This window comes from Rhodococcus sp. 14-2496-1d (assembly GCF_002259365.1).
Lineage (GTDB): Bacteria > Actinomycetota > Actinomycetes > Mycobacteriales > Mycobacteriaceae > Rhodococcoides.
Genome location: NZ_NPFV01000021.1, coordinates 1 through 24060 on the forward strand (window position 1 = coordinate 1; position 24060 = coordinate 24060).

Below are 24060 nucleotides of genomic sequence, written 5' to 3' on the forward strand. Positions count from 1 at the left end.
CTGTCGTTGAGGTTGGTGATGGCTTCGCGGATCCGGCCGGTGCGTGCGTCGGGCCCGGTCGCGGCGGCGATCATCGCTTTCCGCGCTATGTCCTGGCCTGCTGGGGGGAGGTTCTTCGGTGGGGTTTCGGCGAAGGTAAGGATCAGGGCGGCGTGATCGACGGACATGACTCCTGCGTTCACGGCGTCGGCGATGTCGGGGAAGTTCTTCAACCCGCGGGCGAGGGCGACGATCTTGGTGGCCTTGGACGGTGAGAGCAGGGTGGTGGAGGTGAGCCAGCCTGCGGGGCCGGGGAAGCCGAGTTTCTCCCGGCTCACGCGGGTGTCGATCTCGGCGACGAGAGCGATCCGCCGGGCTTCGAGCAGCTGGATCTGGTGGGAGACCGCGGCGGCGTCGGCGAGAAGTTCGGCCTCGCTCAGTTGCCAGATCGCTGTGGTCATGCCATGAAGTGTATCGAACGTGCGTTCGACTGACAACCATCATTGAATCGAAAACTGTTGCCCAGCATAAGGATTCGTTGTCCAAAACCTGTCGGTGCATCGTGGTAGACGTCCGGAGGCACTCGGCAATCGCATGAGACGGCCATGGTGCGGCGGTGTGCGTCCGCAGAGACGTGTGGGATCGACTTCCGTGCCGTGCGCGATGCGCGCGATATGCAGGTCAGTCTTTCGTCCATGGCCACGCCCATTTTGCGTGTCGTCGATCCTTCGATTCGTCTGCCCGATATGCGGATCCAGCGCGTCCTAAACGCGCGACGACCTGGGTGAAGGAACGGCTGCGACAGGAGCCTCGAACTGGGCCCGGCTCCCATGGCAGCGGCTCAGCAAAAGTGGTGCACGTTGCGCAGTCGATATCAACGGAGACCTCGACAGGGTCCAGCTGTGCACGACTTACCGAGGCGTGTCAGTACACCTCGCGCTGTCGTTCTTGTTCCAATACCTGCTCCAGGTCGCTCAATCGGTTCATCGACGACACCTGTCGCGCGGTGCGGTGATTGAGTGCCAACATCTCGCGGTGCCGGTGCACGAAGGCCCAGTAGCCGGCGGTGAAGGGGCACGCATCGTCGCCCAGTCGCTTCTTCGGGTTGAATTCGCACGGCTTGCAGTAGTCGGTCATGCGGTTCAGGTACGCCCCGCCCGAGGCGTAGGGCTTGGTGGCGATCACGCCGCCGTCCGCGTGTTGACTCATGCCGATCACGTTCACCGGCATCACCCAGGCGAACCCGTCGACGAAAGCCGTTGCGAACCAGTCGGTCAACGCTCGCGGATCCCAAGCATGTTGCAGCGCAAAGTTTCCCAGGATCATCAGTCGGGGGATGTGGTGCACCCAGCCGCGGTCGCGCACGCCGTCCACCGTCGACGACAGGCATTTCGCGACCACAGCGTCGCCGTCCAACTCGAGCAGCCAATCCGGCAGTGGCTCATGCGCTTCGAGCTTGTTTCGCTCGAGGTACTCCGGCCCCAGATGCCAGTACAGGTGCCACACGTATTCGCGCCAGCCGAGGATCTGTCGAACGAAGCCCTCCACGCTCGCCAGCGGAGTGCCGTCGCGGTGGGCGTCCTCGGCTGCATGCGCCACGTCCAGCGGCTGCAGCAGGCCGAGGTTCAGCGGGACCGAGAGCAGTGAGTGAGACATCGTCCAGTCGTCGGCCATCACCGCGTCCTCGTACTTGCCGAAGTCGTCCAAGCGGTAGTTCACGAAGTGCGCCAACGCGTCCGACGCCTCGGCCGCGGTCACCGCGAATACTCGGGGCCCGTCGACTCCGACGGTGTCGAGGTCCCACTCGTCGAGGTCGGCGCGCACCTGCTCGTCGATGGCATCCTCGGTCGGCCACCACGGTTCCTCCACGCCCAGGGTCAGACGCCCCTTCGGCGGTGGCGACTGGTTTTCGGCGTCGAGGTTCCACTTGCCCGAGACCGGGTCGGCACCGTCCATCAGCACATCGAATCTCTTGCGCTGCTCGCGGTAGAACGTTTCCATCCGGAAGGTGCCGCGTTCGGCCGCCCAGTCGGCGAACTCTGCACGGGGGAGTGCGAACATCGGCGTCGGGAGAATCTCCGAGACCAGGCCTTCCTCGTGCAAGGCGGCGACGAACTTCTCGGCCGCATGTGAGGTGGGCTCGAACACCACCACGGGCTTGCCGTACTCGGCCAACCCTTCGCGATACGTCTCGGTCTGCAGGTAGGTCATCCGTTCGCCCAACTCGTCGGCCAGGTGCCGCATCCCGGAGAGCACCAGGTGGAGCTTCTGCCGGTGGTATCGCCGACGCCGGAACACGCGCCGAGACTCGATCATCAGCACATCCCGCTCGGCATGCTCGTCCACCGAGTGAAAGTGCGGACCGAGCTGATCACCGAACAACCACAGAGCGTCCATGACCCCAGTGTTCTCCCACCGCCTGTGCGGCAAACCCGCGTCCGACACATGGCCGGAGGATGAACACTGTCGCCGACCCAGGCGCGCCTTACTTGACCACCGACCATCCATCGCATGGACTGACCCGATGCACGCTGAGTCTGCGCTTTCCAGAAGGACGTTTCTTCGCTCGTCGTCGGTGGCCGTCGCGGTGGCCGGAGTCGCCACGACGTTGCCTGCGACCGCCCACGCACAGGGCAGCGACCGCGGCTTCCTGCACGGGGTCGCATCGGGAGATCCGTTGCCCGACGCGATCGTCCTGTGGACCCGCGTCACTCCCACGCCCGACGCCACCCCTGGCTCCGGCGTCGGACCGCAGGTATCGGTGACGTGGCGGATCGCCCGCAGCGCGGACATGAGTGACGTGGTCTCCTCCGGAACCGTCGCAACCGGCCCCGACGCCGACCACACCGTCAAGGTCGACGTCGACGGCCTCGCTGCCGACACGACGTACTTCTACGACTTCCGGACGAGCGACGCGGCATCGGCCGTCGGGACCACGCACACCGCTCCGCGCAACGATGCCGATATAGACGCGATGCGCTTCGGCGTCGTCTCGTGCTCGAACTGGGAGTCGGGGTACTTCGGTGCGTACCGGCATCTGGCCGACAGGGGAGACCTCGACGCCATCGTCCATCTCGGCGACTACATCTACGAGTACGAGACGGGCGGGTTCCCGGGCCGCGACGGGGTGATCCGGCAGCATTCGCCCACCCACGAGATAGTCACACTCGCCGATTACCGTCAGCGCCACGGTCAGTACAAGTCGGATCCCGATCTGCAGGCGGCGCATGTCGGTGTGCCATGGATCTGCACGTGGGACGACCACGAATCCGCCAACGATGCCTACGACACCGGCGCGCAGAATCACACCCCGGGTACCGAGGGCGACTGGTCCACCCGTAAGGCCAATTCCGAGCAGGCGTACTACGAGTGGATGCCGGTACGCACCGCAGGCACAGCGACCAACCGGCATCTCTACCGTCGACTCCGGTTCGGCAACCTGCTCGAACTGTCGATGCTGGATCTGCGCACCTACCGCTCGCAGCAGGTGTTGCCGTTCAACGGGCCCGAGGTCGATTCACCCAACCGGACCATCACCGGTGCGGAGCAGATGCAGTGGCTCACCGACGGGATCGTCTCGTCGCCGACGCAGTGGAAGATCGTCGGCAATCCGGTGATGATCACGCCCACCCTCATCCCGCCGCTCGATCGAGATGCGGCCAGGGCCGTCACCTCGCTTCTCGGAATCCCGGAGGGCGGCCTGCCGTACAACGCCGATCCGTGGGACGGGTACACCGCCGACCGGCGCAAGCTGCTCGGTGCCATCGTCGACGCAGGCGTCGACAACACCGTCTTCATCACCGGCGACATCCATTCGGCGTGGGCCTGCGAGGTGCCGCTCGATGCGGCGCGCTACGCAACGACGGAACCCGCTGCGACCGAACTCGTCGTGACCTCGGTGAGCTCGGCCAATATCGACGACCTGACGCGTACTCCGCCGCACACGCTGGGCCGGGTCGCCGAGGAAGCATTCAAGGCACTCAACCAGCACGTGAAGTTCGTGGACCTCGACAGCCACGGGTTCGGCGTTTTCGAGGTCACCAAGACTGCGGCTCGGATGGACCACTGGTTCCTCACCGCCAAGGAGGATCCGCAGACCGGCGTGTACTGGGGAGCGGGCTTCACCGTGGACTCGGGCACCCAGCGCGTCCGGGCGGCGGCACCGCCTGCCTGACGACGCGCCATACTGGACGGCGTGGCTGTACCGAAAATCGTCCTGTTCTACGTCTTCACTCCGCTGCCCGATCCCGAGGCGATCCGGCTGTGGCAGCAGACGCTGGCCGCGTCCAACAACCTGGCCGGACGCATCCTGATCTCAGAACACGGCATCAACGCGACGGTCGGCGGCGACGTCGACGACGTCAAACGGTACGTCCGTGGCACCCGCAGCTATCCGGCGTTCAAGGCGGCCGACATCAAGTGGTCCGATGGGCTCGGAAACGATTTCCCGAGACTGAGCGTGCGGGTGCGGGACGAGATCGTCACCTTCGGAGCCCCCGGGGAACTGAAGGTCGACGCCGACGGCGTGGTCGGCGGCGGCACCCATCTGAGCCCGGAGCAGGTGCACGAGCTCGTCGATTCTCGCGGCGACGACGTCGTCTTCTTCGACGGCCGCAACGCCTTCGAAGCCGAGATCGGAAAGTTCAAGAACGCGGTGGTGCCCGACGTCGATACGACCCGGGATTTCGTCTCCCAGCTCGATTCCGGTGCCTACGACCACCTGAAGAAGTCTCCGGTGGTCACGTACTGCACGGGGGGAGTGCGGTGCGAGGTGCTCTCGTCGTTGATGGTCGCGCGCGGGTTCGAGGAGGTCTATCAGCTCGACGGCGGAATCGTCCGCTACGCAGAGACTTTCGGTGACGACGCGCTGTGGGAGGGTTCGCTGTTCGTCTTCGACAAGCGGATGGCGCAGAACTTCTCCGACCACACCGCCGTCATCGGCCGGTGCAGTGCCTGCGGCAATCCGACGTCCCGCTACCAGGACTTCGACGGCGACGCCGGCCGTGGTCTGCGGCTGATCTGTCTCGACTGCGCGTAGAGAGATGCTGCCCTTCCGCGACGGTCTCGCACCGCTGAGACTGCTGTTGCCGCATGGTGATTCGGCTGTCACCATCGTGGAGTATCTCGAACGGGAGATGCCCGAGGACGACTGGCGGCGGGCCATGCTCGACGCCGAAGTGGTGGACGAGAAGAGCAGGCCCATCTCCGTCGACACGCGGTACCGCGCAGGCAGTCAGGTGTACTTCTATCGCATTCCGGCGCAGGAGGTTCCGGTTCCGTTCGAGATCGGCATCCTGCACGAGGACGGCGATCTATTGGTTGTCGACAAACCTCACTTCCTCGCCACCATCCCGCGTGGCCGACACGTCACCGAAACAGCGACGGTACGACTGCGCAGGCAGTTCGACTGCCCCGACCTGACGCCTGCGCACCGACTCGATCGCGCCACCGCCGGGGTGTTGCTCTTCACCAAGACCAAGCATGCCCGACGGCCGTATCAAGAACTCTTCTCCTCCCGCAATGTCGCCAAGGAATACGAGGCGGTTGCGGGATTCGATGCAGCGCTGGAGTTTCCACGCGTCGTCCGGAGTCGAATCCTCAAAGAACACGGGGTCATGACGGCATACGAGGAGTCGGGAGAGCCGAACAGTGAGACCCTGATCGACCTGGTCGACACGTTCGGTACAGCCGCCCGCTATCGACTCTTCCCGAAGACGGGTAAGACCCATCAGTTGCGAATCCACCTGTCGTCGTTGGGAATTCCCATCGTGAACGACCCGTACTATCCGGTGTTCTCTTCTATCCCGGCCGATGACTTCACCCGGCCGTTGCAACTTCTGGCCCGGGCTCTGAATTTCACGGACCCGCTCACCGGCGAGCCCAGGCGCTTCGTCAGTGCCCGAACCCTCGAGCCCTGACGGCCGGCCATCGTTCGTTCGGACGATTGTGACAATTGGGACGCGAGGTTAGCGTGTCGAGCGAAACATGTCCGACGAAATCGAAGAGGAGAACAGCGTGAAGCGTCGTCTTGCTGTTGTGCTGGGAGCCGCAGTCATCGCCATCGCGTCGCCGGCAGTCGCGGTGGCCGATACCGGAAGTGCGAGCACCGGTAGCGCGAGCGGAGTCTTGGGTGGTTTCGAGATGCTGTCGCGGCTCTGGGAGGCCTGCGCGGTAACCATCTTCACCGGACAGTGCACCGGTGTCGTCGCCACAGACGTGACCTACTGGTAACGCGTGCCCTGAGCCAAACCCTCCGCCGAACCCCCCTGAACCGACAAACGCGCGCGCATTCGCCAGACGCTCGCGGAACAGGTAACCGTTCCGCGAGCATCCAGCAAACGCGCGCGCGTTTGCGGGAAACCCAGGCCCTACTTCGCCAACGACCGCGCCATTCCGCGTTCGATGGCGGCGACCAGCTGCGGGCGCAGTTCGGCGGCGGGGACGATGTGGTGCACCGATCCGACGTTCTGTGCACGCTGGATGTTGTGGATGGCCTCGAATTCGGCTGCCACTTCACCCAGTTTGGCGTTGCGGGCGTTCGCTCGCACGGTGGCCAACTCGACGCGCAGGGCCGAGCGGGTGGCGTCGTCCTCGGCGGTGTTCAGTCGTGTCTCGAGTTCCTTGACGGTCGGATCCGCTGCGGTGCGGGCGTTGACGTCGCGGGTGAACACCACTGCTGCGGCGGGGGCACCACCGAGCACGGAGGCGAAGGAGCCCTCCACCGCGAGGACCTCCATGTTGTCGTTGAGCGCTCCGGAGAACACCACGAACGCGCCGCCGTGGTAGCGCGAGACGACACAGAACACGACCGGTCCATCGAAGTTGACGATGGCGCGGCCGATCTCGGCACCGTATTCGAGCTGGATGTTGCGTAGCGATTCCGGTGATCCGTCGAAGCCGGAGAGGTTGGCCAGCACCACGATAGGCCGGCTTCCGCTGGCGGCGTTGATGGCGCGAGCGGTCTTCTTCGACGAGTTCGGGAACAAGGTACCCGAGGTCCACTGATCGGGGCCGTCGGACGGGAACCAGCCCTTGCGGGGGATGGCCCGCGATTCGATACCGATGACGGACACCGGGATTCCGGCGAGGTGGGCGTCGAACACCACGGAAGTGTCGGCGTCGGCCATGTCGGCCCAACGCTCGAGTACCGAGTGGTCCTGGTCCACCACGGCGCGCATCACGGTGCGAATGTCGAACGGCTTCTTGCGGTCGGGGTTGGTGACCGAGGAGAAGATGTCGCCGACGGTGGTGAAGTCGCTCGACGGGTGCACGTGCGGGTAGGTGCGCACGTCGCGCTCGGTCGGGTCCGCGGTGGCTGCCCGGCGCGGGAAGCGTTCTCCCGGAGCGGCGTACGCGTGATCGTAGTGCGCAAACAGGATGTCGCACGCGGCCCGCAGGTTCGGTGCCCAGTACTGCGCCTGGCCGTTGGGGCCCATGACGCGGTCGTAACCGCCGATACCGAAGTTGTCCTCGGCCGAGACGCCGCCGGAGTAGTCCAGGGACTGCTTTCCGGTGAGCACCATCGCACTGTCGGGGGTCATCACCAGGATGCCCTTGGTGTGGGTGAGCATGGTGGCTTCGGCGTTCCAGTACGGCTGCGCGCCGACGTTGATGCCTGCGACCACGATGTTGATCTCACCGCCGGCCTGGGTGAAGGTGATGATGCGACGCAGTCCGCGCGAGACCCAGTCCATGTTCTCGGTGCCCGATTCCATGGAAATCGTTGCACCGGAGGACAATGCGAACCATTCGACGGGCGCGCCGAGTTGTTCGGCGAGGTCGATGGCCGCGACGATTCGCGAGCACTCGGCCTCGGCAACGGTGCCCAGGGCCTTGGTCGGGTCACCGAACAGCGCGACGCGGGTGATGCCCTCGGGGTACTTGGCGGTCGGGGTGGTCGCGACACCGACGATGACGCCTGCGGAGTTGCGACCGTAGGGGCGATCGACGGGAGCGAGCACGCCGTCGGCGTCGAAGTCGTACTCGGTGAACGTGCCGCCGTTGCTGCTGAGCAACGGAATCAGCTCGTACGGGTACACGGTGCCGCGGGCCTGCGACCGCTGAACCTTCTGGGTGTACTCGTCGAGGGGACGCATCGGCTCGGTCGGCGGCGGAGTTATCTTCGCGACGATTCCCGCGCCGGAACGGTACGACAGGCGCAACGCGACCTCGCGTGGCGTCGCTCCCGGTGTTTCGGCCAGACGAGCGATGAGGGTGATCTCCTCGAGGCCCGCACCGATCGTCAGCGGCGCGATGTGCCTGGCGATTGTGGCGATGCGGTCGGCGGGAACGTTCAGTACCGGCCAGACGTAGAGCACGACGCGGTTGGCGTCGAGGCGCTTCTTGCCGCGTCCGGCCTGAGCGCGGCGGATGCCGTCGAGGCAGGCCGCCACGGTCCGCTCGATCTCCGGTACCGCGATGATGTTGCCTGCATCGTCCAACTGTGTTGTGACGCCGCGGATCTCGGCCAAGGCGACCAGTCGCTCGTCGGAGGGGTTGGCCTTCGACGTCAGGTGGAACAGGTATGTTCCTGCGCTGGCGGGCAGGCGAACTCCGTCGAAGTTCTTCAGTCGCCACAGGTCCAGTCGCTGACCGGTCAGCGGGTGCATGTCCCGGATGATCGTGTCTTCCACGAGCGGCTCGGACCCCTCGGCCGTCGTTCGGCGGTAGGTCATCTTTCGAGCTGTGGAACCGAAGGCGGTCACCGTCACGCGGCGCCAGTGGCCGGTGCCGGGGTGCGCGGCCAGCACGGCTTGGAGCTGGGCCGAGAGTTCGTCGCCGTCGGTCGGCGCGTCCGGCCACGACACGTAGAGGTCAACGGCCAGGTTCTCCGGGGACGGCCCGGCGATATCGTCGACCGAGTCCAGAGTTGCTGCGAGCGAATCGAAGTCGGTGGCGGTGGACACCAGGTGCAGCCGTTCGCCCGAGAGCTCGAAGTTGCCGGTGACGAAGTGCTTGCCGTCGCGGTCGAAGGCCTTGACGTCTTCGAGTGTGCGGATTTCGTAGTACTGGCGAGTGATCACTTCGAGCAGGGCACCGGGATCGGTGATCCGTTGTGCCAGAAGCTCGATCAGCGGTTCCGGGGTGGCGACGAGAGCTGCGATGCGGGCGGAGTAGTCGGCCGCGTCGGGGTTCTCGGCCAGGTACTGCAGGCTGCCACGGACGCCGTCGTAGATCTTCTCGCGTGCACTGCGGATCTGTGGCTCGTCGAACAGCCGGAAGCGCAGGTTGCGGGCGACGTCGCCGATGACGGGGTAGCGGGCCTGGGTGGCACCGATGAGGCGCTCGAGTACCTCGGCCATGGCCGGGGTGGCCTCGGGCTGCGTCGAGCAGTCGCTGAGCCAGTGGCCGAGCAGGGCCGCGATGACCGGAACCTGGTTCTCCATGCGCTGCAGGGCCAGGAAGACGCGGTAGACGGCCTCTTCGAGTTCGGGGGTGCGTCCCTCGTCGATGGCGGCGTCGTAGTGCGCGAGGGCGCGAGTGAGCTTGGCGCGGAACGAATCCGGAAGCCCCTGAACGTCCGCGTCCAGCGAGTGCAGGAACGAGTGGAAGTGCTCACGGGGGGAGTGGACGCGTTCGTCGGTGCTCTCCTCGTCCATCGTCGGCCGGTTACGGGAGAGCTCGCAGATATCGGCGAACGTGCCCAGCAGAGCCAGCTCGGCGGAGACCAGCCCTGCGTCGTTGCGCGGCACATCCGCACGCAGACTCTCATAGGTGGACAACAGGTTTCGAGCGCGTGCTCCGCTGACGTCGAAGCCGGTGATGAGGGCGGCCAGTTCGTCGAGTCGGTCCAGAGCGCGACGCTGCGGCGAGCGCTGCTCGGCGTCGTCGACACCGCGGAACTGCACGCGCGGTGCCTGCTCGGAGACCTTCTGCTCACCGGCCTGATCCACGCGAAGCAGTGCCGCTCCGGCGTCGACCTGTCCGTTGACCGAGGCCAGTACCTCACGCACGGTGCCCGCGTAGGGAGACCGGACGGCGGTTTCCATTTTCATGGATTCGAGGACGACCAGGGTCTGTCCCGCTTCGACCTCGTCGCCGACGGCGACCGGGACGGCAACGACGACGGCGGGAGCCGGTGCGCGGACCAACCCGGCCTCGTCCTGAGAGATCTGGTGGCTGATGCCGTCGACCTCGACGAGGAAGTGTGCGGCCCCGGCGACGGTGACCACCTGGTAGCGGCGGTCACCGATGACCAGACGGCTCTCGTACTTGCCGAGGCGTTCGACGTCGACCTGAAGCTCGCCGATGCCGTCACCGTCGATGCTGTAGCGGTGCGTCCCGGTCTGGCCTACCTCGAGCTTGTAGGCCTGCCCCTGGTAGTTCAATTCGACGGTGCGGCCGATGGCGTGGGTGGCGCGCGGGCGACCGCCGCGTGCGGAGTTCAGGAACGCGGTGCGTTCGCGGCCTTCCTCGGCGTCGTAGGCGTCGATGGCGGCGGCGACGATGGCGATGTCGGCAACGGCCGTCGGGCCCACCTGGGAGCCGGCTTCGGTGCGGTCGAGCCAGCCGGTGTCGGCGGAGGCGGAGATGACTTCCTCGCGGTCGAGCAGGCTCAGCAGGAAGGACTTGGTGGTGGTGCCGCCGTCGATGACGACGGTGGTCTCACGCAGTGCGTTGCGCAACCTCGCCAAGGCTTCGCTGCGGTCGCGGCCCCAGGCGATGACCTTGGCGACCATCGAGTCGTAATCGGGCGGGATGACGTCGCCTTGGGCGATGCCGGTGTCGACGCGGATGCCGGTGCCGAGGGGGAACTTGAGCAGCTCGACCGTGCCGGGAGCCGGTGCGAAGCCGTTGTCGGCGTCCTCGGCGTTCAGGCGAGCCTCGACGGCGTGGCCGAATTCGGGCGGGCATTCGCCGGGCAGTGCCTGGCCGTCGGCGACGAGGATCTGCAGCTTCACCAGGTCGATGCCGGTGGTGTATTCGGTGATGGGGTGCTCGACCTGCAGGCGGGTGTTGACCTCGAGGAAGGTGAAGATCTTCTGCTCGGGCTGGTACAGGTATTCGACGGTGCCTGCGCCCTGGTAGCCCGCGGCCTTGACGAGCTCGGCCGAGGCGGTGCGCAGCTGGTCGGCCTGCTCCTTGGTGAGCAGCGGTGAGCTGGATTCCTCGATGACCTTCTGGTTGCGGCGCTGGATGGAGCAGTCGCGCACGCCCGGGGCCCAGACGTTGCCGTGGCTGTCGGCGATGACCTGAACCTCGACGTGCCGGGCGTCGGTGACGAGCCGTTCGAGGAAGACGACGGGGTCGCCGAACGAGCGCTCGGCCTCACCCTGGGTACGTTCGAGAGAGAGTTCGAGTTCGTCCTCGTGGAAGACCTTGCGGATACCGCGGCCACCGCCGCCCGAGCGGGCCTTGATGATCAGCGGGTAGCCGATCGCCGCTGCGTGACGCCTGGCGTCGGCGCGAGTCTCGACGGGGCCGCCGGACCACGGTGCGACGGGGACGCCGACCTTCTCGGCGAGGATCTTCGCCTCGACCTTGTCGCCGAGCAGACGCATCGCGTCGGCCGACGGGCCGATGAAGGTGATGTTCAGACGGGCGACGAGGTCCGCGAACGTCGGGTCCTCGGCGACGAAGCCCCAGCCGACCCACACCGCGTCGGCACCGGACTCGACGAGCGCGGCCTCGAGGACGCCGTAGTCGAGGTAGGCCGATCCTGTCGCGGGCTTGCGCAGCGTGACCGCTTCGTCGGCCTGGCGGACGAACATCGCGCGCTTCTCCGCCTCGGTGTGCAGCGCTACGGTGCGGATGCCGTAATCGTGTTCGGCGTTGAGCTCTCGGACGGCTCGGATCAGGCGTACTGCTGCCTCGCCTCGGTTGACTACTGCAATCCGCTTGAACAACGTATCTCTCTTCGCTCGGTGTGGGCGCACCGCGTCGGTGCGCTCGATGGAACGTGGATTGGTGCCGGGCATGCCATTTTCTCGTTCGTCATGCGGCACTCCGATCGGCTCATTCTAACGGTAACGAGGCCCTGTGCACCGCCAACAGCGTTCGGCGTGAGTGTGATTGATCACCAACAAGTGAAACATATTCTGTGGCAACCACTTTGGCCACGAACTCGCTGTCGAGTTTTGTTCACCTCGCAAACGTACTCGCGAGTAGCGTTGGCGCGAGGCGTAATTCGCCATTCGACCACTCGCGTTGCTACCGGCGAGTACATTACCGGTGGGTACAACTCGAGCCGATCGGCTCGAGTTGGTTCGCGCGTCGCCGAGTGCGGTCTCCCTCACCTGTCGCCCTCGCTCACCCGCGGCAGTCGCAGCGCGTTGACCCACAGCCTCGTGGCCGTTGCGAGCAGGGCCTCGGAGTCCTCGGGCGGACGGCCGTCGACGGCGTCGACCACGAAGTGGTTGAAGGCCAGCCGGCTGATCATCGAGGACAGTGCGCGGGAGGCCAGCAGAGGATCGAGTTCCGCGTCGGCCAGGCCGCGGCTCTGCAGACTCTCGATGCTTCGGGCGTTGCGCCTGACGAAGGCATCGGCGCGTTCGCGGCGGAGGCGGCGGAACTCGGGATCGATGTTCGATACCTGCTCGAGCAGCGCCATCAGCTTCGCGTTGCGCTGGTAGGCCTCGAAATAGGCGCGGTTGCTCGCAGCGATCACTGCCACCGGATCGTCGTGCGGGTCCACTCGCTCGGTACCGGGATGCAACATGTCGTCCCGTGCCTGCTCGAGCACGGCGGCCAGGATCTCTTCCTTGCTGGTGAAGTAGGTGTAGAAGGTGCCGGCCGAGCACCGAGCGGCGCGGGTGATGTCGATGAGCCGGGAGTCCAGGTACCCACTGTCCTCGAAAACTCGGCGCGCAGCCGCCACGAGCGAGGATCGAGTTCGCAGCCCGCGCGGGGTGATCGGCAGCTCCCGATTCGGCAGCTCGCGGTCGGACTCCGGCGCGGCAGGCATTCAGTCTTTATACGTCATTCCCCGCGAGCTTCCGGTCGGATGAACCGGGTGAATCTCACTCCGCTGTCGAACTGGCGCGATTCGAGGTGCTCGAACCGCTGAGCGGGGAACGGATCGGCACCCGTCCCGGGCGAGAACAGGCCGATTCCCCGCCCGAGTACGACGGGATTGACCTTGAGGAACAGCTCGTCGATCTCGGGCAGCAGTTGACCGGCGAGGTTTCCCCCGCCGCAGATCCAGACGTCGAACTCCGACTCCTCGGCTTTGAGGCTCCTGACGAGTCCGATCGGATCGTCGTTCACCACGGTCAGGGTCGGGTCGTCCGACCGGGCGAGGGTGCGAGAGAGAACGTACTGGCGCAGGTGGGGATAGGGGCTGGCGATCCCGGCGTCCAGCGCCGGTTGCAGCGTCTCGCGGCCCATGACCAGGGTGTCGAACCGAGTGGGCGGACCGTCCAGGCCGAACAGGGCCCGCACGTGCACGGGTAACGTCTCGGGCAGCTCGGCCACGATGGCATCGAGGTGATCGCCTTCGGCCACGAAACTGTCGTAGCCGCCGTCCGGTGCGGCGATGAACCCATCGAGGGTGACCGCGATGTAGTAGACCAGCTTGCGCATTCGGCTCCTGTCGTGGTCGACGGGGTGAGAACCCGTGGTCAGGGCGGGCGGGTCGGTTCGCTGTGGGGGATCCAGCGACCGAAGTGGGTCTTTGTGACCCAGCACTAGAACATATTTTGTGTTCTCGGGACGCGATGAACAACTTGTTTTCAACGGCTAGTCTGGCCCGGGTGTGCAAACACCGTCCCTGAAACGGACGACCATTCGAGTATTTGTGGGGAAACTGTGACGGCTGCAGCTGCTACCGGTCGTGAACACGACGACGAGCTCAAGAGCAGGGTGCAACGCCTGCTGCGCTTCCTTCGCGAAATCGTCGAGGCGCGCTCGAACCCGGTGCTGCGTTTCGACGACCACATGCAGATCGAGTGGGTTCACGCCGGGGACGTTCCCATGCAGCTCGACCCCCGAGCCAAGCAGGGTGGTGTGGTGCTCCGTGCACCTCGCATCGCGGTCGACGAGCCGCCCGAGCCGCCTGCGCTGCTGTCGGGCTGGCTCGATCCTCAGGTCGTCGCAGACAGCCGCTACCGCGAGCTCGAGCTGGCCGACGCATCCTCGGTGACGTCACGCCGTCGAGAGGAAGCGCAGGAGTCCGACGCCGACTTCGACATCCGCAAGGCCTACGAGATCAAGCAGGCCTTCGAGGAGTACTCCGAAGCGTGGAAGGAATGGGCGCAGGAGGATCGGGATCGGCGACCGCAGGCCGCTCTGTACCAGGCACTGCAGCTGATGATGCAGGAGCTAGCGTCGCGACCGGAGTCGATCGAGCTCGTGGTGGCATCCGGCCTGTTGACGTCGAGCAACACCGATCCGCAGCGCAGCGTGCGCACTCACCTGATCACACAATCGGCCAGCATAGAACGGGACGTACGCACCGGTGACCTGCTGGTTCGCCTCGCCGCGAGTACCACCCCGCGGCTCGAGGACGGCCAGCTGCTGACCGGTTCGGACGATTTCGACACCTCCGGCTCCGTCGCGCTGGCGCGAGAACTGCGCGACACCGTCAGCTCGCCCATCGGGGACGGTGTCGCACAGTTCTTGCGGAACTGGGCGACGCGGGTGCCACGCCACGAAATCGAGGTGCTCGATCGTCTCGGGCCGCCCGGGGCTCTCGCCTACATCGACGACGACCGCACGCTGACCGTCTCACCTGCCCTCGTTCTCCGCGTTCGAGACTCGTTCGCGCTGGTCGAGTACTACGAGCAGATGATCGCGGACCTCGAGTTCGCCGACTCGCCGGTACCGCTGGGGCTCGCGCAACTGGTCGATGCCATCGAGCCGGCAGATCGGATGGCGTGGCTCGAACGCACGGGGGCGGGGGAGTCGGCGACACTGGCGGAGGACCCGCTGTTTCCGCTGCCGGCCAACGCCGAGCAGTCGCAGATCATCGAACGGCTGGGGCGCGACAGCGGCGTCGTGGTCGAGGGGCCGCCAGGAACGGGCAAGACCCACACGATCGCCAACCTCATGTCCGGGCTGTTGGCGCGCGGACAGCGGGTTCTGGTCACTAGTGAAAAGTCACAAGCTTTGCGTGTGCTGCGGGACAAGCTCCCGCCGGAGCTGCAGGAGCTCTGTGTGTCCATCACCGACCTCTCCCGCGGTGGTTCGGACGAGCTCAATCGCAGCGTCGCGAAGATCGCCGAGCGCAAGACCTCGTTCGACGAAGCCAGCGAGGTGCAGAAGATCGAGGCGCTGACGACGCAGCGCGCAGCGGCCCTGGCCCGTCGGGCCGAGCTGCTCGATCGGGTCAGCGCGCTCCGTGAATCCGAAACCGTTGTGCACGAGTATGTTTCCGATGGTTACGACGGCACCGTGTCGTCCATCGTGCGCAAGGTCAAAGCGGCCGAAGGTGCCCACGAGTGGCTACCCGGCCCGCTGCTGGCCGATCGGCCACCCCTCGACGGTGCCCAGGTCGATCAGCTTCGCAAACTCATTGCCGGCTCCGACGGCTCTCGCGAACTTCGCTCGCGACAGGTACTGCCGCGTCCGGAGACGATGCTGCCGAATTCGGCCGAACTCGCCTCGCTCTGCCAGCGTGCAGGTGCGCAGATCGACACTCTCTCGCCCCAGGCCGCGGATCTCGTGGCGTTGCTCGACGGCGTCGAACCCGCCGTGTCCGCGGAGATCAGGCAACTGTGCGAGGAGCTCGCCGCACGAGTGCGAGCGGTCGTCGAACTCGACGGCTCCTACCCACGGTTGACCGATTCCGTTCTGTCCGGCGAGGCCGCTCACCTGTGGTCTCGGGTCAGCGGAATCGACGCGATGGTCGAGACGGCAGCTGCGTCCGATCGCTACGTCGGTGCCCACGATGTGCAGTGCTCGTCGAGCTCGCCTGCGGCACTGTCGGCGATGGATGCGTTCGCCAGCGCGCTGGAGTCCGGTATCGAGTGGAAGCCCCGGTTCCGTCGCAGCGAGGAGCAGAAGGCCGTCGAGGCTCTCGACATCGTCGCCACCGTCGACGGCCAACCCGCGACGACGGCCATGGCCGCGCGACTGGTTGCCGAACACATTCGTGCACTCGAGACCGTGCAGACCGCAGCGGTGCTGCTGGCCGACCTCGCGATCATCGTTCCGCTCGACGGCACACGTTCGATTCGCGTCAACAACGTGGCGCGGATCGCCGACCGGCTCGGCATGGTGTCTGCCGTCGTCGCTGCCCGTGACGCCCTGGTGCAACGGCTGTACACCATTTCGCCTGCGGCACCGTGGATTCGGAGCCTGGCCGAAGCTCAGGAAATCGCCGGGGCCGCCGACGCGATCGCCACGCGCATCGATATCGATGCCGCGCGCGCCGAGCTCGACGCCCTGCAGTTCGCGGTCGCGACGCGCATCGATGCCGGGCCCTCGCCCGAGGGGTCGAATCTGGTGAGCGCGTTGAGCACTGCGGACCCGTTGGAATTGGCTGCCGCCGTTGCGGCCTATTCGCAGGCGTGTTCCGAGCAGGAGGATCAGCTTCTGCTCGAATCGATGTCGGCGTCGTTGTCCGAGGTCGCACCCGCATTGTTCGACTTGGTCGAGGACACCGCGGGCGATGTCGAATGGGACGAGCTGAGCTGGCAGATGTCGAAGGCCTGGGCGTGGCGTCGGGCACGCGAGTGGGTCGGTGAGCAGCACCACGGTGGCCTCGAGCAGCAGCTGGAAGCGGAGCTCGCGGCCGCCGATACGGACATCGCCTATCTCACAACACGTCTCGCAGCTGCCAGTGCCTGGCGTAACAGCCTCCAGCGAATGACCGCCGTCGAGGTGCGTGCGCTGCAGACCTATCGAGAGCACATCTCCAGCATCGGCTCCGGAGCCGGTAAGTACGCCGAAACCTACCGCAGTGCAGCACGATCGGCGATGCGCGAGGCGCAGAGTGCGGTCCCCGCCTGGGTCATGCCGCTGTCCCAGGTGCTGGCCTCGATTCCGCCGGTGCCGGGCAGTTTCGACGTCGTCATCGTCGACGAGGCGTCTCAGGCCGACATCACCAGTCTCTTCCTGCTGTACCTCGCACCCCGTGTGATCGTGGTGGGCGACGACCGGCAGTGCGCGCCGGCGGACGTCCCGCAGGCCGGCACGCTCGAGGACGTGTTCGATCGCTTGGACGTCTATCTGCCCGATCTACCCGAACACGTGCGCGCGACGCTGACTCCGAGGTCGAGCCTGTTCTCCATGCTCCGTACCAGGTTCGGTCAGGTGGTGCGGTTGCGTGAGCACTTCCGCTCCATGCCCGAGATCATCAACTGGTCGAGTCAGCAGTTCTACGGAGACTCCCCGCTCGTTCCCGTGCGCCAGTTCGGTGCCGATCGGCTACCGCCGTTGCGGCACACGTACGTTCGCGGAGCTACGGTGACGGGAAAGAATGCCTCACTGGTCAACCGTACCGAGGCCATCGCGATCGCCGACCAGATCGCCGAGTGCCTCGAGGACTCCGCTTACGACAACTTGACCTTCGGAGTGGTTGTGCTGCAAGGCCAGTCGCAGGTCGACGAGATCCGCAACGAGTTGATCAAGCGGATCGGTATCGAACAGTGGGAGCAGCGTCGGCTTCGTGTCGGTACGCCGCCGGACTTTCAGGGCGACGAACGCAACGTCGTGTTCCTGTCGATGGTGGTGGCACCCGATCAGAATTTCGCCACCCTCACCGCCAATCAGTACAAGCGGCGGTTCAACGTGGCGGCGTCGCGGGCACAAGATCAGCTGTGGCTCTTCCATTCGGTGACCGTCGACCGTCTCAAGCGAGCGGACCTGCGCAACTCGTTGCTGAGTTACGTCACCTCCGTCTCGCCCGCTCCTGCCGATCCCATGCCGGTCGATGTTTCGCGCGAGGTCCGGAAGGCACCGTTCGAGACGCTGCTCGAGCAGCAGTTGTGGAACGACCTCGTCGAGCGAGGTTTTCACGTCAATCCTGGTGTCGAGGTCAACAACAGACGCCTGGCCCTGGTCGTGACCGGCGACTCCTCGCGTCTCGCCGTCGAATGCGACGGTGACACGTTCCTGTCCACCCCCGCGCAGCGGTTGGCAGATCTGCAGCGTGAACAGGAACTCAAGCGATGCGGTTGGACGTTCTGGCGGGTGCGTGAATCCGAGTACTACCTGGACCGCGACGCGGCGTTGGAAAGCCTCTGGACCACGCTGGCCCGATTGGGAATCAAGCCCAACAGCGTTGTGGTGGAAGGTCTGGAGAGCTCGGACGGAGCTTGGACTCCGGTCCCACTCGAGTCCTCGCAGTTCGACGATTCCGGTGTGTTCGAGACGTCCACATACGCCGACTCACCCGCACGCCACGAGTCGGTGCTGTCCTTGTGGACCATGCCCCGGATCGACATCCCCGCCGAGGACCCGGCCGCATCGGATGCGCGGCGAGCCGACCGCGAAGGATCCGCACCGACGACCACCAACGGTTCGGGAGCCGCCAACGAGGCGGGAGTCGAGAACGGCTCGGGCCCCACTAACGGGTCGGGATCGACCAACGGCTCGGGTATGACCAACGGCTCGGGTATGACCAACGGGCCGGGAACGACGAACGGCTCCGGTATGACCAACGGGTCGGGAACGACGAATGGGTCGGGAATGACGAACGGCGCGTCCGCCGCCAACGGTGGCGGTCGTTCCAACGGCTCCACTCGCTCGGCTCGGCCGATCGAGTCCTCGGCACCGAGTCGTTCGGCCATGACCAACGGATCCACACCCGCAAAGGATGCGGAGATCGATGCGTCCGCGCGGGTGGGCGATGCCGAGGTGAGCAGCGGCTCGACCACCGAGCTCGACGAAACCGCGAACAGCACGACAGCGGCAACGGACCGGATCGTGGAAGCCGACGGTGCGGTCGCACAGGACGAGGCGGTCGCAGAGGACGAGGCCGGGGCGAGGGGCGAGGCTCCCGATCTCGACGGATCCGATCCTGCCGAGGCAGCGGGTGATTCAGCGGGAGCACCGGATGCCGACGGCGAGCCGAGCGGGGGCCTAGAGGCACCCGAGGACGAGGGCATCGCAGAACACGAGTTGCCGCTCAACGGACTTCGCGGATACACCACCCGTCGTCGGCCGTAGTTCGGCGTTTCCTGCCGACAGGCTCAGCGCCCGCACCGAAGCCGTGAGGGCGACGTAGTCTTGGTCCTCGGGCTGCGCGTACGTACGAGTGAAAAGGGTTCGACGCCGATGACAGATCGACAGATGCAGCGACCGGAGCAGTCGGTCTCACCGGATCGGTCGCCGCGCACTCGGCGGATCGTTGTGCCTACTGTCGTCTTCGTCGTCTGCGCTGCGCTTGTCACGCTGCCGACCTGGACCGTCGTATTCGCCGGCGCGCAGTGGCCGCTGGCCGCGCAGTTGGCCGGATCTGCGGTTGCACTCGCGGTATTCGTGGCGTTGCCTGCAGCGATGTACATGGGCCACCGGCCGAGCGCAGAAGGTTCCTCCAAGGATGCGTGGGCGCGTATCGGAGACGTGTTGTTGGGCTCGGTCTGGATCGCGTTCGTGTGGGCGGCACTCTCGCTGCTGCTGCGGCTCGCGCTGTGGACGGGTGGGGTCGACGACCCACTTCGCTCGCGGATCGTGTCGGTGACAACCGTGGTGGTCGTGGTCGCCCTCGCGCTGTGGGGTCATTACGAGGCGATGCGAACTCCCCGCGTGCGACACACGGCCGTCAGGATCGATCGGCTCGGGGCGCGATTCCACGGTCTGCGAGTGGTTCTCGTGACCGACACTCATTTCGGCCCGCTCGATCGCACGACGTGGTCGCATCGATTGACCGACGCCGTCAATGCGCTCGAGCCGGACGTATTGGCCCACGTCGGAGATATCGCCGACGGCTCGGTCGATCGGCGTCGAACGCAGGCCGCGCCGTTGGAGTCGATGCTCGCGAGTGCGGCGCGCGTCTACGTCACCGGCAATCACGAGTACTTCGGTGAGGCGCAGGAGTGGCTCGATCACATGGAGGACCTCGGATGGAACTCGTTGCACAATCGCCATGTGGTGCTCCATCGCGGTGAAGACGCGCTGATCATCGCGGGCGTCGACGACGCCACCGCCGCAGGGTCGGGTGCGCCCGGCCACGGCGCCGATCTTGCTCGCGCACTTGCCGGAACCGATCCTTCGATGCCCGTGCTGTTGCTGGCTCACCAGCCGAAGCAGATCGGTGACGCTGTCGACGCCGGCGTCGACCTGCAGGTCTCCGGTCATACACACGGCGGTCAGATCTGGCCGTTCTCGGCGCTAGTTCGGCTCGACCAGCCGGTGGTGCACGGTCTGAGCAGACACGGTGCGCGAACTCAGCTCTACACCAGCCGCGGATCGGGATTCTGGGGTCCGCCTTTTCGGGTGTTCGCGCCCAGTGAGATTTCCGTTCTGACATTGGTCGCCGGCTGAGCGATCGACACCTGGCAGGATCGGTGGGGTGAAGAGAACCGAAGAGGTCGTCGTTGTCGCCACCGATCTCGACGGCACCCTGTTGCGTTCGGACCGGACCGTGTCTGCGCGAACGGCCGCTGCGATGGCTGCCGCAGACGCAGCCGGAATCAGGGTGGTGTGGGCCACGGCACGGGCACGCCACTCCATCGACGAACTGGCGGCGTCCTGCGGATTTCGCGGGACCGCGATCGGTGCCAACGGTGCTGTCGTCCTCGACCTGGCCGACGGTTTCCCGGCCATCGTCGGCACCAGATCGGTACCGCCCGAGACGGTGGCCTCTGCCAAGTCGGTCGTGCGCTCGCTCGTTCCCGGCGTGGCCTTCGCGACCGTGGGTGCCACGCGATTCGTGGCCGAGGCTCGGTACGCCGAGCTGTGCGTGTTCGCCGATCACCACCGGCAGCCGCACGAGATGGAGCTGTCGGAGCACGGTTTGTCGGCCGACGTCGAGCCGACGGTCAAAATCGTTGCCCGGCACAGTGATACGACGAGCGAGGAGTTGTACGAGCTCGTCGCCGCTGCGGGAGTGGACGGGGTGGAGTTGACTCATTCCGGTGCTCCGTACATCGAGATGTCCGCAGCGGGAGTCTCGAAGGCCAGTGCGCTGCAGGAGTTGTGCGAGCGGTGGGGGATATCTTCGGGTTCGGTTGCGGCGGTGGGGGATGCGCGCAACGATCTGCCGATGCTGACCTGGGCGGGCACGGCGTTGTGCCCGTCGAATGCTGCTGAGCCCGTGCGATCCGTTGTCGATCGAGTCCTCGAATCCAACGACGACGACGCGGTTGCGCGCTATCTCGAGGAACTCACCGCACGCAGGGCGAAACTGTGACGCGCGGTCTGCTCCCTGGGTTGCCGTATGAGAAGCCGGCCCCCATCGTCGGCGGATGCACACCGGTGAGCTCTCCGGGTTCGGGTGACGTAGCGATTGCGGCGCAACCGAATTCGGCTTCGTTCACCGACGGAACAGTCGGCTCGGCGTGGCCGGCGGACGGTTGGAGTCGCGCAGCGCTCAGCTCCCCGCCGGTCACTGCCTCTAGGATCTACGGACGAGCGGACCGGCGCGGGTAGCCTCTGGCGTGTCGGTGAATCGTCCACCACGAAAGGCCCTGCTGTGAACGACGCCCTGTCGACGGAATCCTCCGAGCCCACCACGATCGCCGAGTACCTGAACGCACATGCGTTGCGCGTCTCGCCGCTCGACGGTGCCGCGGCGGCCGAGATCGGCGTCACCGTGCCGATTCCTGCGGGATGGCAGACGCTCGATCCCGCACAATTTCCCGGGGCGACTCAGGTGATCGTGGAACCGAACCTGGTGGAGAACGGATTCGCGCCCAACGCGGTGCTTCTGGTCGGTGCGTTGTCGCGCACGATCGACCCGGAAGCGTTGATGGCATTGGGTTTCGGCGACGGACGTGCAATGCCCGGCTGGGTGGAGCGTGAGGCGAGCGCGGCGTCGTGGCTCGGCTGGCCGTCGCGATTCATTCGGGGTACGTACGTCGCGCAGCAACTCGAAGCGGCCGTGACGACGCGATATGTGGTGGTGGGCGTCGAAACTCAGTACTTGGTGCAGTTGACGGTGACGACGTTGGCATCGCAGCTCGATGCGTTGGCGTTCGACGTCTCCGCGATCAACGATGGTTTGACCACTGGTACGTAGAAGAACGCGAGCCCCTGTGTCCGACGCGCGGGTCCGACTAGGGTCGATTCCATGTCGATGAGAACCGGTCGCGTCCGGCACCTGGCGGTGGTGCCGAACTTGTCCGACGCCGACGAACCGGCCGACGGCGAGGCGACAGAGGCCACGCGGCGGGGCCTGGTGAACTTGGTGCTTCGGGTGACCGTGGACCACACCCGTCCGCAGATCTGGCGCCGGGTGCGGGTGCGCTCGGACCTGCTGTTGTCCGAGCTGCACTCGGTGCTGCAGAGGGCTCTCGGTTGGGAGGACCGGCATCTGCATGCGTTCAGCGTCAGGACCGCCGGTGCCACGCGTCGATTCGAGGTGGAAGAGTCGCTCGACGACGAACCGGACGACGAGTCGTCGAGCGAGGAGCGAGTGCGGATCGACGACGTGCTCACTGCACCGGGTTCCACCATGACGTACGAGTACGACTTGGGTGACGGATGGACGCACACGATAGTTCTGGAGCAGATCGATTCCGATATCGACGACCTCCGATCCGTCTGCCTCGACGGGGCGCGTGCATGCCCACCCGAGGAATCAGGCGGGCCAGCGCGCTACGCACAGGCTTTGGAGATCGCCGCCGACCCGTCCGATCCCGAACACGCAGCCGTGCTGGCGCGGTGGGGCGCGGCCTTCGACCCGGCTCTGTTCGACGCCGATGCAGTCAACACTGTGCTGCACTCGTTCGACGTGGGGCGTTCGGTCCTTGCCGAAGCGGTGGCCGCGGCTCCGGCCATCGGAAAACTGTTCGATCGAGTGCGTCCTACGGAGGTGCCGTCACTGATGGCGTTGCTTCCGCGGTGCGAACTCACCATCGAGAGCTCGATCGATCTACCCGTCGCCGAAATTGCGATGGCCAAGTTGACGTGGTTCCTGGGCAGAATCGGCGACGCCGGATCCGACCTGACCGGTGCCGGCTACCTCAAGCCCGCGTTCGTCGTGGCGATTCGCGAGGAGCTCGACTGGGGCTTGGGCTGGGTCGGGCCGAGCAATCGCGAGATCGATCATCATCAGGTGACCGATCTGCGCGAGGCGGCGCGACACCTCGGGTTGACCCGCACATCGAAGGGCAGGTTGCTGCGCACCAAGCTCGGTGCAGCGTTGGCTCACGACCCGGTAGGGATGTGGCGACATGCGGCGTCTCGACTTCCGCTGGGCAAGGAGACGTACGAGACCGACGCAGCGACTCTGTTCCTGATCTCCCTCGCCGCATCGGCATCTGCGACGCATCGAAACAAGATGCTGATCGAGACTGTCGCCGAATTAGGTTGGGCAAGTGAGGATTCCGGTGTCTTCGATGCCCAGTTCGCGGCGCAGGCCACGGTGAGCTTCCTCGATCTCATCGGTGCCCACGGTCCGCAGTTCTACTTCCGTCAAGGGGTGTCGGACTCACCGAGCTGGTCGCGCAGGTTCGCACGTGATGCACTGCTGAGCTGAGTCGACGAGAAGTGGTCCCGGTAATGCCGAAATGGGGCTCGAGTCGCGCGAGACTGCCGCTGAGCAGGCGATTTGCGTTGGTGTGGTTGGTGGCGTAACTTTTGTCGAGTCAGAGCGACGGACACCGACCCGGTCTTCACGGACTGGGTGAACGAGGTTGGACGTGTGGCTCGGCAGGTTGTGTCCCCCAAGAGTCGGGCCTTGTGTCCGAGACCAAGCTGGGATACGCTGGAACAGTTGCCCTCGAGGCCGACGGACTGTGTGTTCGTGGGGTGAGAGTGTGTGCGTGTTCTTTGAGAACTCAACAGTGTGTCGATGAATGTCAGTGCCGAAATTATTTTGGTGAAAGCATTCGATGTATCAGCCATCCGCTTGTGGTGGTTGTTGTCGGGTGTTGTTTGAAATGCTAGTTGAGTTTTTTTGCTAGTGATTTGACTCTTTATGTTTATGACTGATTCGCAGTTTCGGCTGTTGATCGAGAGTCTTTTACGGAGAGTTTGATCCTGGCTCAGGACGAACGCTGGCGGCGTGCTTAACACATGCAAGTCGAGCGGTAA

14 protein-coding genes and 1 rRNA gene are annotated in these 24060 nt (G+C 65.6%); 10 read left to right on the top strand and 5 right to left on the bottom strand.

All coding sequences use genetic code 11. The annotated features are described in order from the left end of the window. On the bottom strand, positions 1-440 hold a 440-nt coding region (locus tag CH296_RS16950), incomplete at its 3' end, for a DUF222 domain-containing protein (protein WP_143546373.1). A 463-nt stretch (positions 441-903) separates the two neighbouring features. Then, positions 904-2376 carry a cryptochrome/photolyase family protein gene (locus CH296_RS16955; protein ID WP_094685289.1) on the bottom strand — a complete coding sequence of 491 codons (1473 nt, stop codon included), beginning with the start codon at positions 2374-2376 and terminating at the stop codon, positions 904-906. A 127-nt stretch (positions 2377-2503) separates the two neighbouring features. On the opposite strand from CH296_RS16955, the gene CH296_RS16960 reads away from it, so the two are divergent. From CH296_RS16960 to CH296_RS16975, 4 genes are all read left to right on the top strand, one after another. After that, positions 2504-4153, top strand: a complete 1650-nt coding sequence (locus tag CH296_RS16960; RefSeq protein ID WP_094685290.1) for an alkaline phosphatase — start codon at positions 2504-2506, stop codon at positions 4151-4153. Positions 4154-4174: 21 nt separating this feature from the next. Further along, the gene (locus tag CH296_RS16965) at positions 4175-5017 is read left to right on the top strand and encodes a rhodanese-related sulfurtransferase (protein ID WP_094685291.1); all 843 of its coding nucleotides are present in this window, start codon (positions 4175-4177) and stop codon (positions 5015-5017) included. Between the two features lie 4 nt (positions 5018-5021). Continuing rightward, on the top strand, positions 5022-5897 hold the full coding sequence (locus tag CH296_RS16970; RefSeq protein ID WP_094685292.1) for a pseudouridine synthase: 876 nt from the start codon (positions 5022-5024) through the stop codon (positions 5895-5897). A gap of 67 nt (positions 5898-5964) precedes the next feature. Beyond that, entirely contained in the window at positions 5965-6210 is a 246-nt protein-coding gene (locus tag CH296_RS16975) for a hypothetical protein (RefSeq protein ID WP_032396524.1), read from the top strand. Between the two features lie 137 nt (positions 6211-6347). Here the strand turns inward: CH296_RS16975 and CH296_RS16980 are convergent, their stop codons facing one another. From CH296_RS16980 to CH296_RS16990, 3 genes are all read right to left on the bottom strand, one after another. After that, positions 6348-11825, bottom strand: a complete 5478-nt coding sequence (locus tag CH296_RS16980) for a carboxyl transferase domain-containing protein (RefSeq protein WP_094685298.1) — start codon at positions 11823-11825, stop codon at positions 6348-6350. 386 nt (positions 11826-12211) lie between these two features. Further along, a complete protein-coding gene (locus CH296_RS16985) occupies positions 12212-12883 on the bottom strand; it encodes a TetR/AcrR family transcriptional regulator (RefSeq protein WP_094631614.1) in 672 nt (223 codons plus the stop codon). A 14-nt stretch (positions 12884-12897) separates the two neighbouring features. After that, entirely contained in the window at positions 12898-13500 is a 603-nt protein-coding gene (locus tag CH296_RS16990; protein ID WP_032396526.1) for a dihydrofolate reductase family protein, read from the bottom strand. A 225-nt stretch (positions 13501-13725) separates the two neighbouring features. On the opposite strand from CH296_RS16990, the gene CH296_RS16995 reads away from it, so the two are divergent. From CH296_RS16995 to CH296_RS17020, 6 genes are all read left to right on the top strand, one after another. Beyond that, positions 13726-19029 (top strand): AAA domain-containing protein, encoded by a 5304-nt coding sequence (locus CH296_RS16995; protein WP_094685293.1) that lies wholly within the window; start codon positions 13726-13728, stop codon positions 19027-19029. A 108-nt stretch (positions 19030-19137) separates the two neighbouring features. Further along, positions 19138-20346 carry a metallophosphoesterase gene (locus CH296_RS17000; RefSeq protein WP_094685294.1) on the top strand — a complete coding sequence of 403 codons (1209 nt, stop codon included), beginning with the start codon at positions 19138-19140 and terminating at the stop codon, positions 20344-20346. A 28-nt stretch (positions 20347-20374) separates the two neighbouring features. Beyond that, entirely contained in the window at positions 20375-21214 is an 840-nt protein-coding gene (locus CH296_RS17005; protein WP_094685295.1) for an HAD family hydrolase, read from the top strand. Positions 21215-21496: 282 nt separating this feature from the next. Continuing rightward, on the top strand, positions 21497-22042 hold the full coding sequence (locus tag CH296_RS17010; RefSeq protein ID WP_094685296.1) for an LpqN/LpqT family lipoprotein: 546 nt from the start codon (positions 21497-21499) through the stop codon (positions 22040-22042). A gap of 51 nt (positions 22043-22093) precedes the next feature. Next, on the top strand, positions 22094-23503 hold the full coding sequence (locus CH296_RS17015; RefSeq protein WP_094685297.1) for a plasmid pRiA4b ORF-3 family protein: 1410 nt from the start codon (positions 22094-22096) through the stop codon (positions 23501-23503). Between the two features lie 485 nt (positions 23504-23988). Continuing rightward, a 16S ribosomal RNA gene (locus CH296_RS17020) occupies positions 23989-24060 on the top strand; the annotation flags it as partial.

Bases quoted from the DNA above. Each gene is read 5' to 3' on its own strand.
- CH296_RS16955 (WP_094685289.1), bottom strand. From the start codon at position 2,376: ATGGACGCTCTGTGGTTGTTCGGTGATCAGCTCGGTCCGCACTTTCAC.
- CH296_RS16960 (WP_094685290.1), top strand. From the start codon at position 2,504: ATGCACGCTGAGTCTGCGCTTTCCAGAAGGACGTTTCTTCGCTCGTCG.
- CH296_RS16970 (WP_094685292.1), top strand. From the start codon at position 5,022: ATGCTGCCCTTCCGCGACGGTCTCGCACCGCTGAGACTGCTGTTGCCG.
- CH296_RS16975 (WP_032396524.1), top strand. From the start codon at position 5,965: ATGTCCGACGAAATCGAAGAGGAGAACAGCGTGAAGCGTCGTCTTGCT.
- CH296_RS16985 (WP_094631614.1), bottom strand. From the start codon at position 12,883: ATGCCTGCCGCGCCGGAGTCCGACCGCGAGCTGCCGAATCGGGAGCTG.
- CH296_RS16990 (WP_032396526.1), bottom strand. From the start codon at position 13,500: ATGCGCAAGCTGGTCTACTACATCGCGGTCACCCTCGATGGGTTCATC.
- CH296_RS17000 (WP_094685294.1), top strand. From the start codon at position 19,138: ATGACAGATCGACAGATGCAGCGACCGGAGCAGTCGGTCTCACCGGAT.
- CH296_RS17015 (WP_094685297.1), top strand. From the start codon at position 22,094: ATGTCGATGAGAACCGGTCGCGTCCGGCACCTGGCGGTGGTGCCGAAC.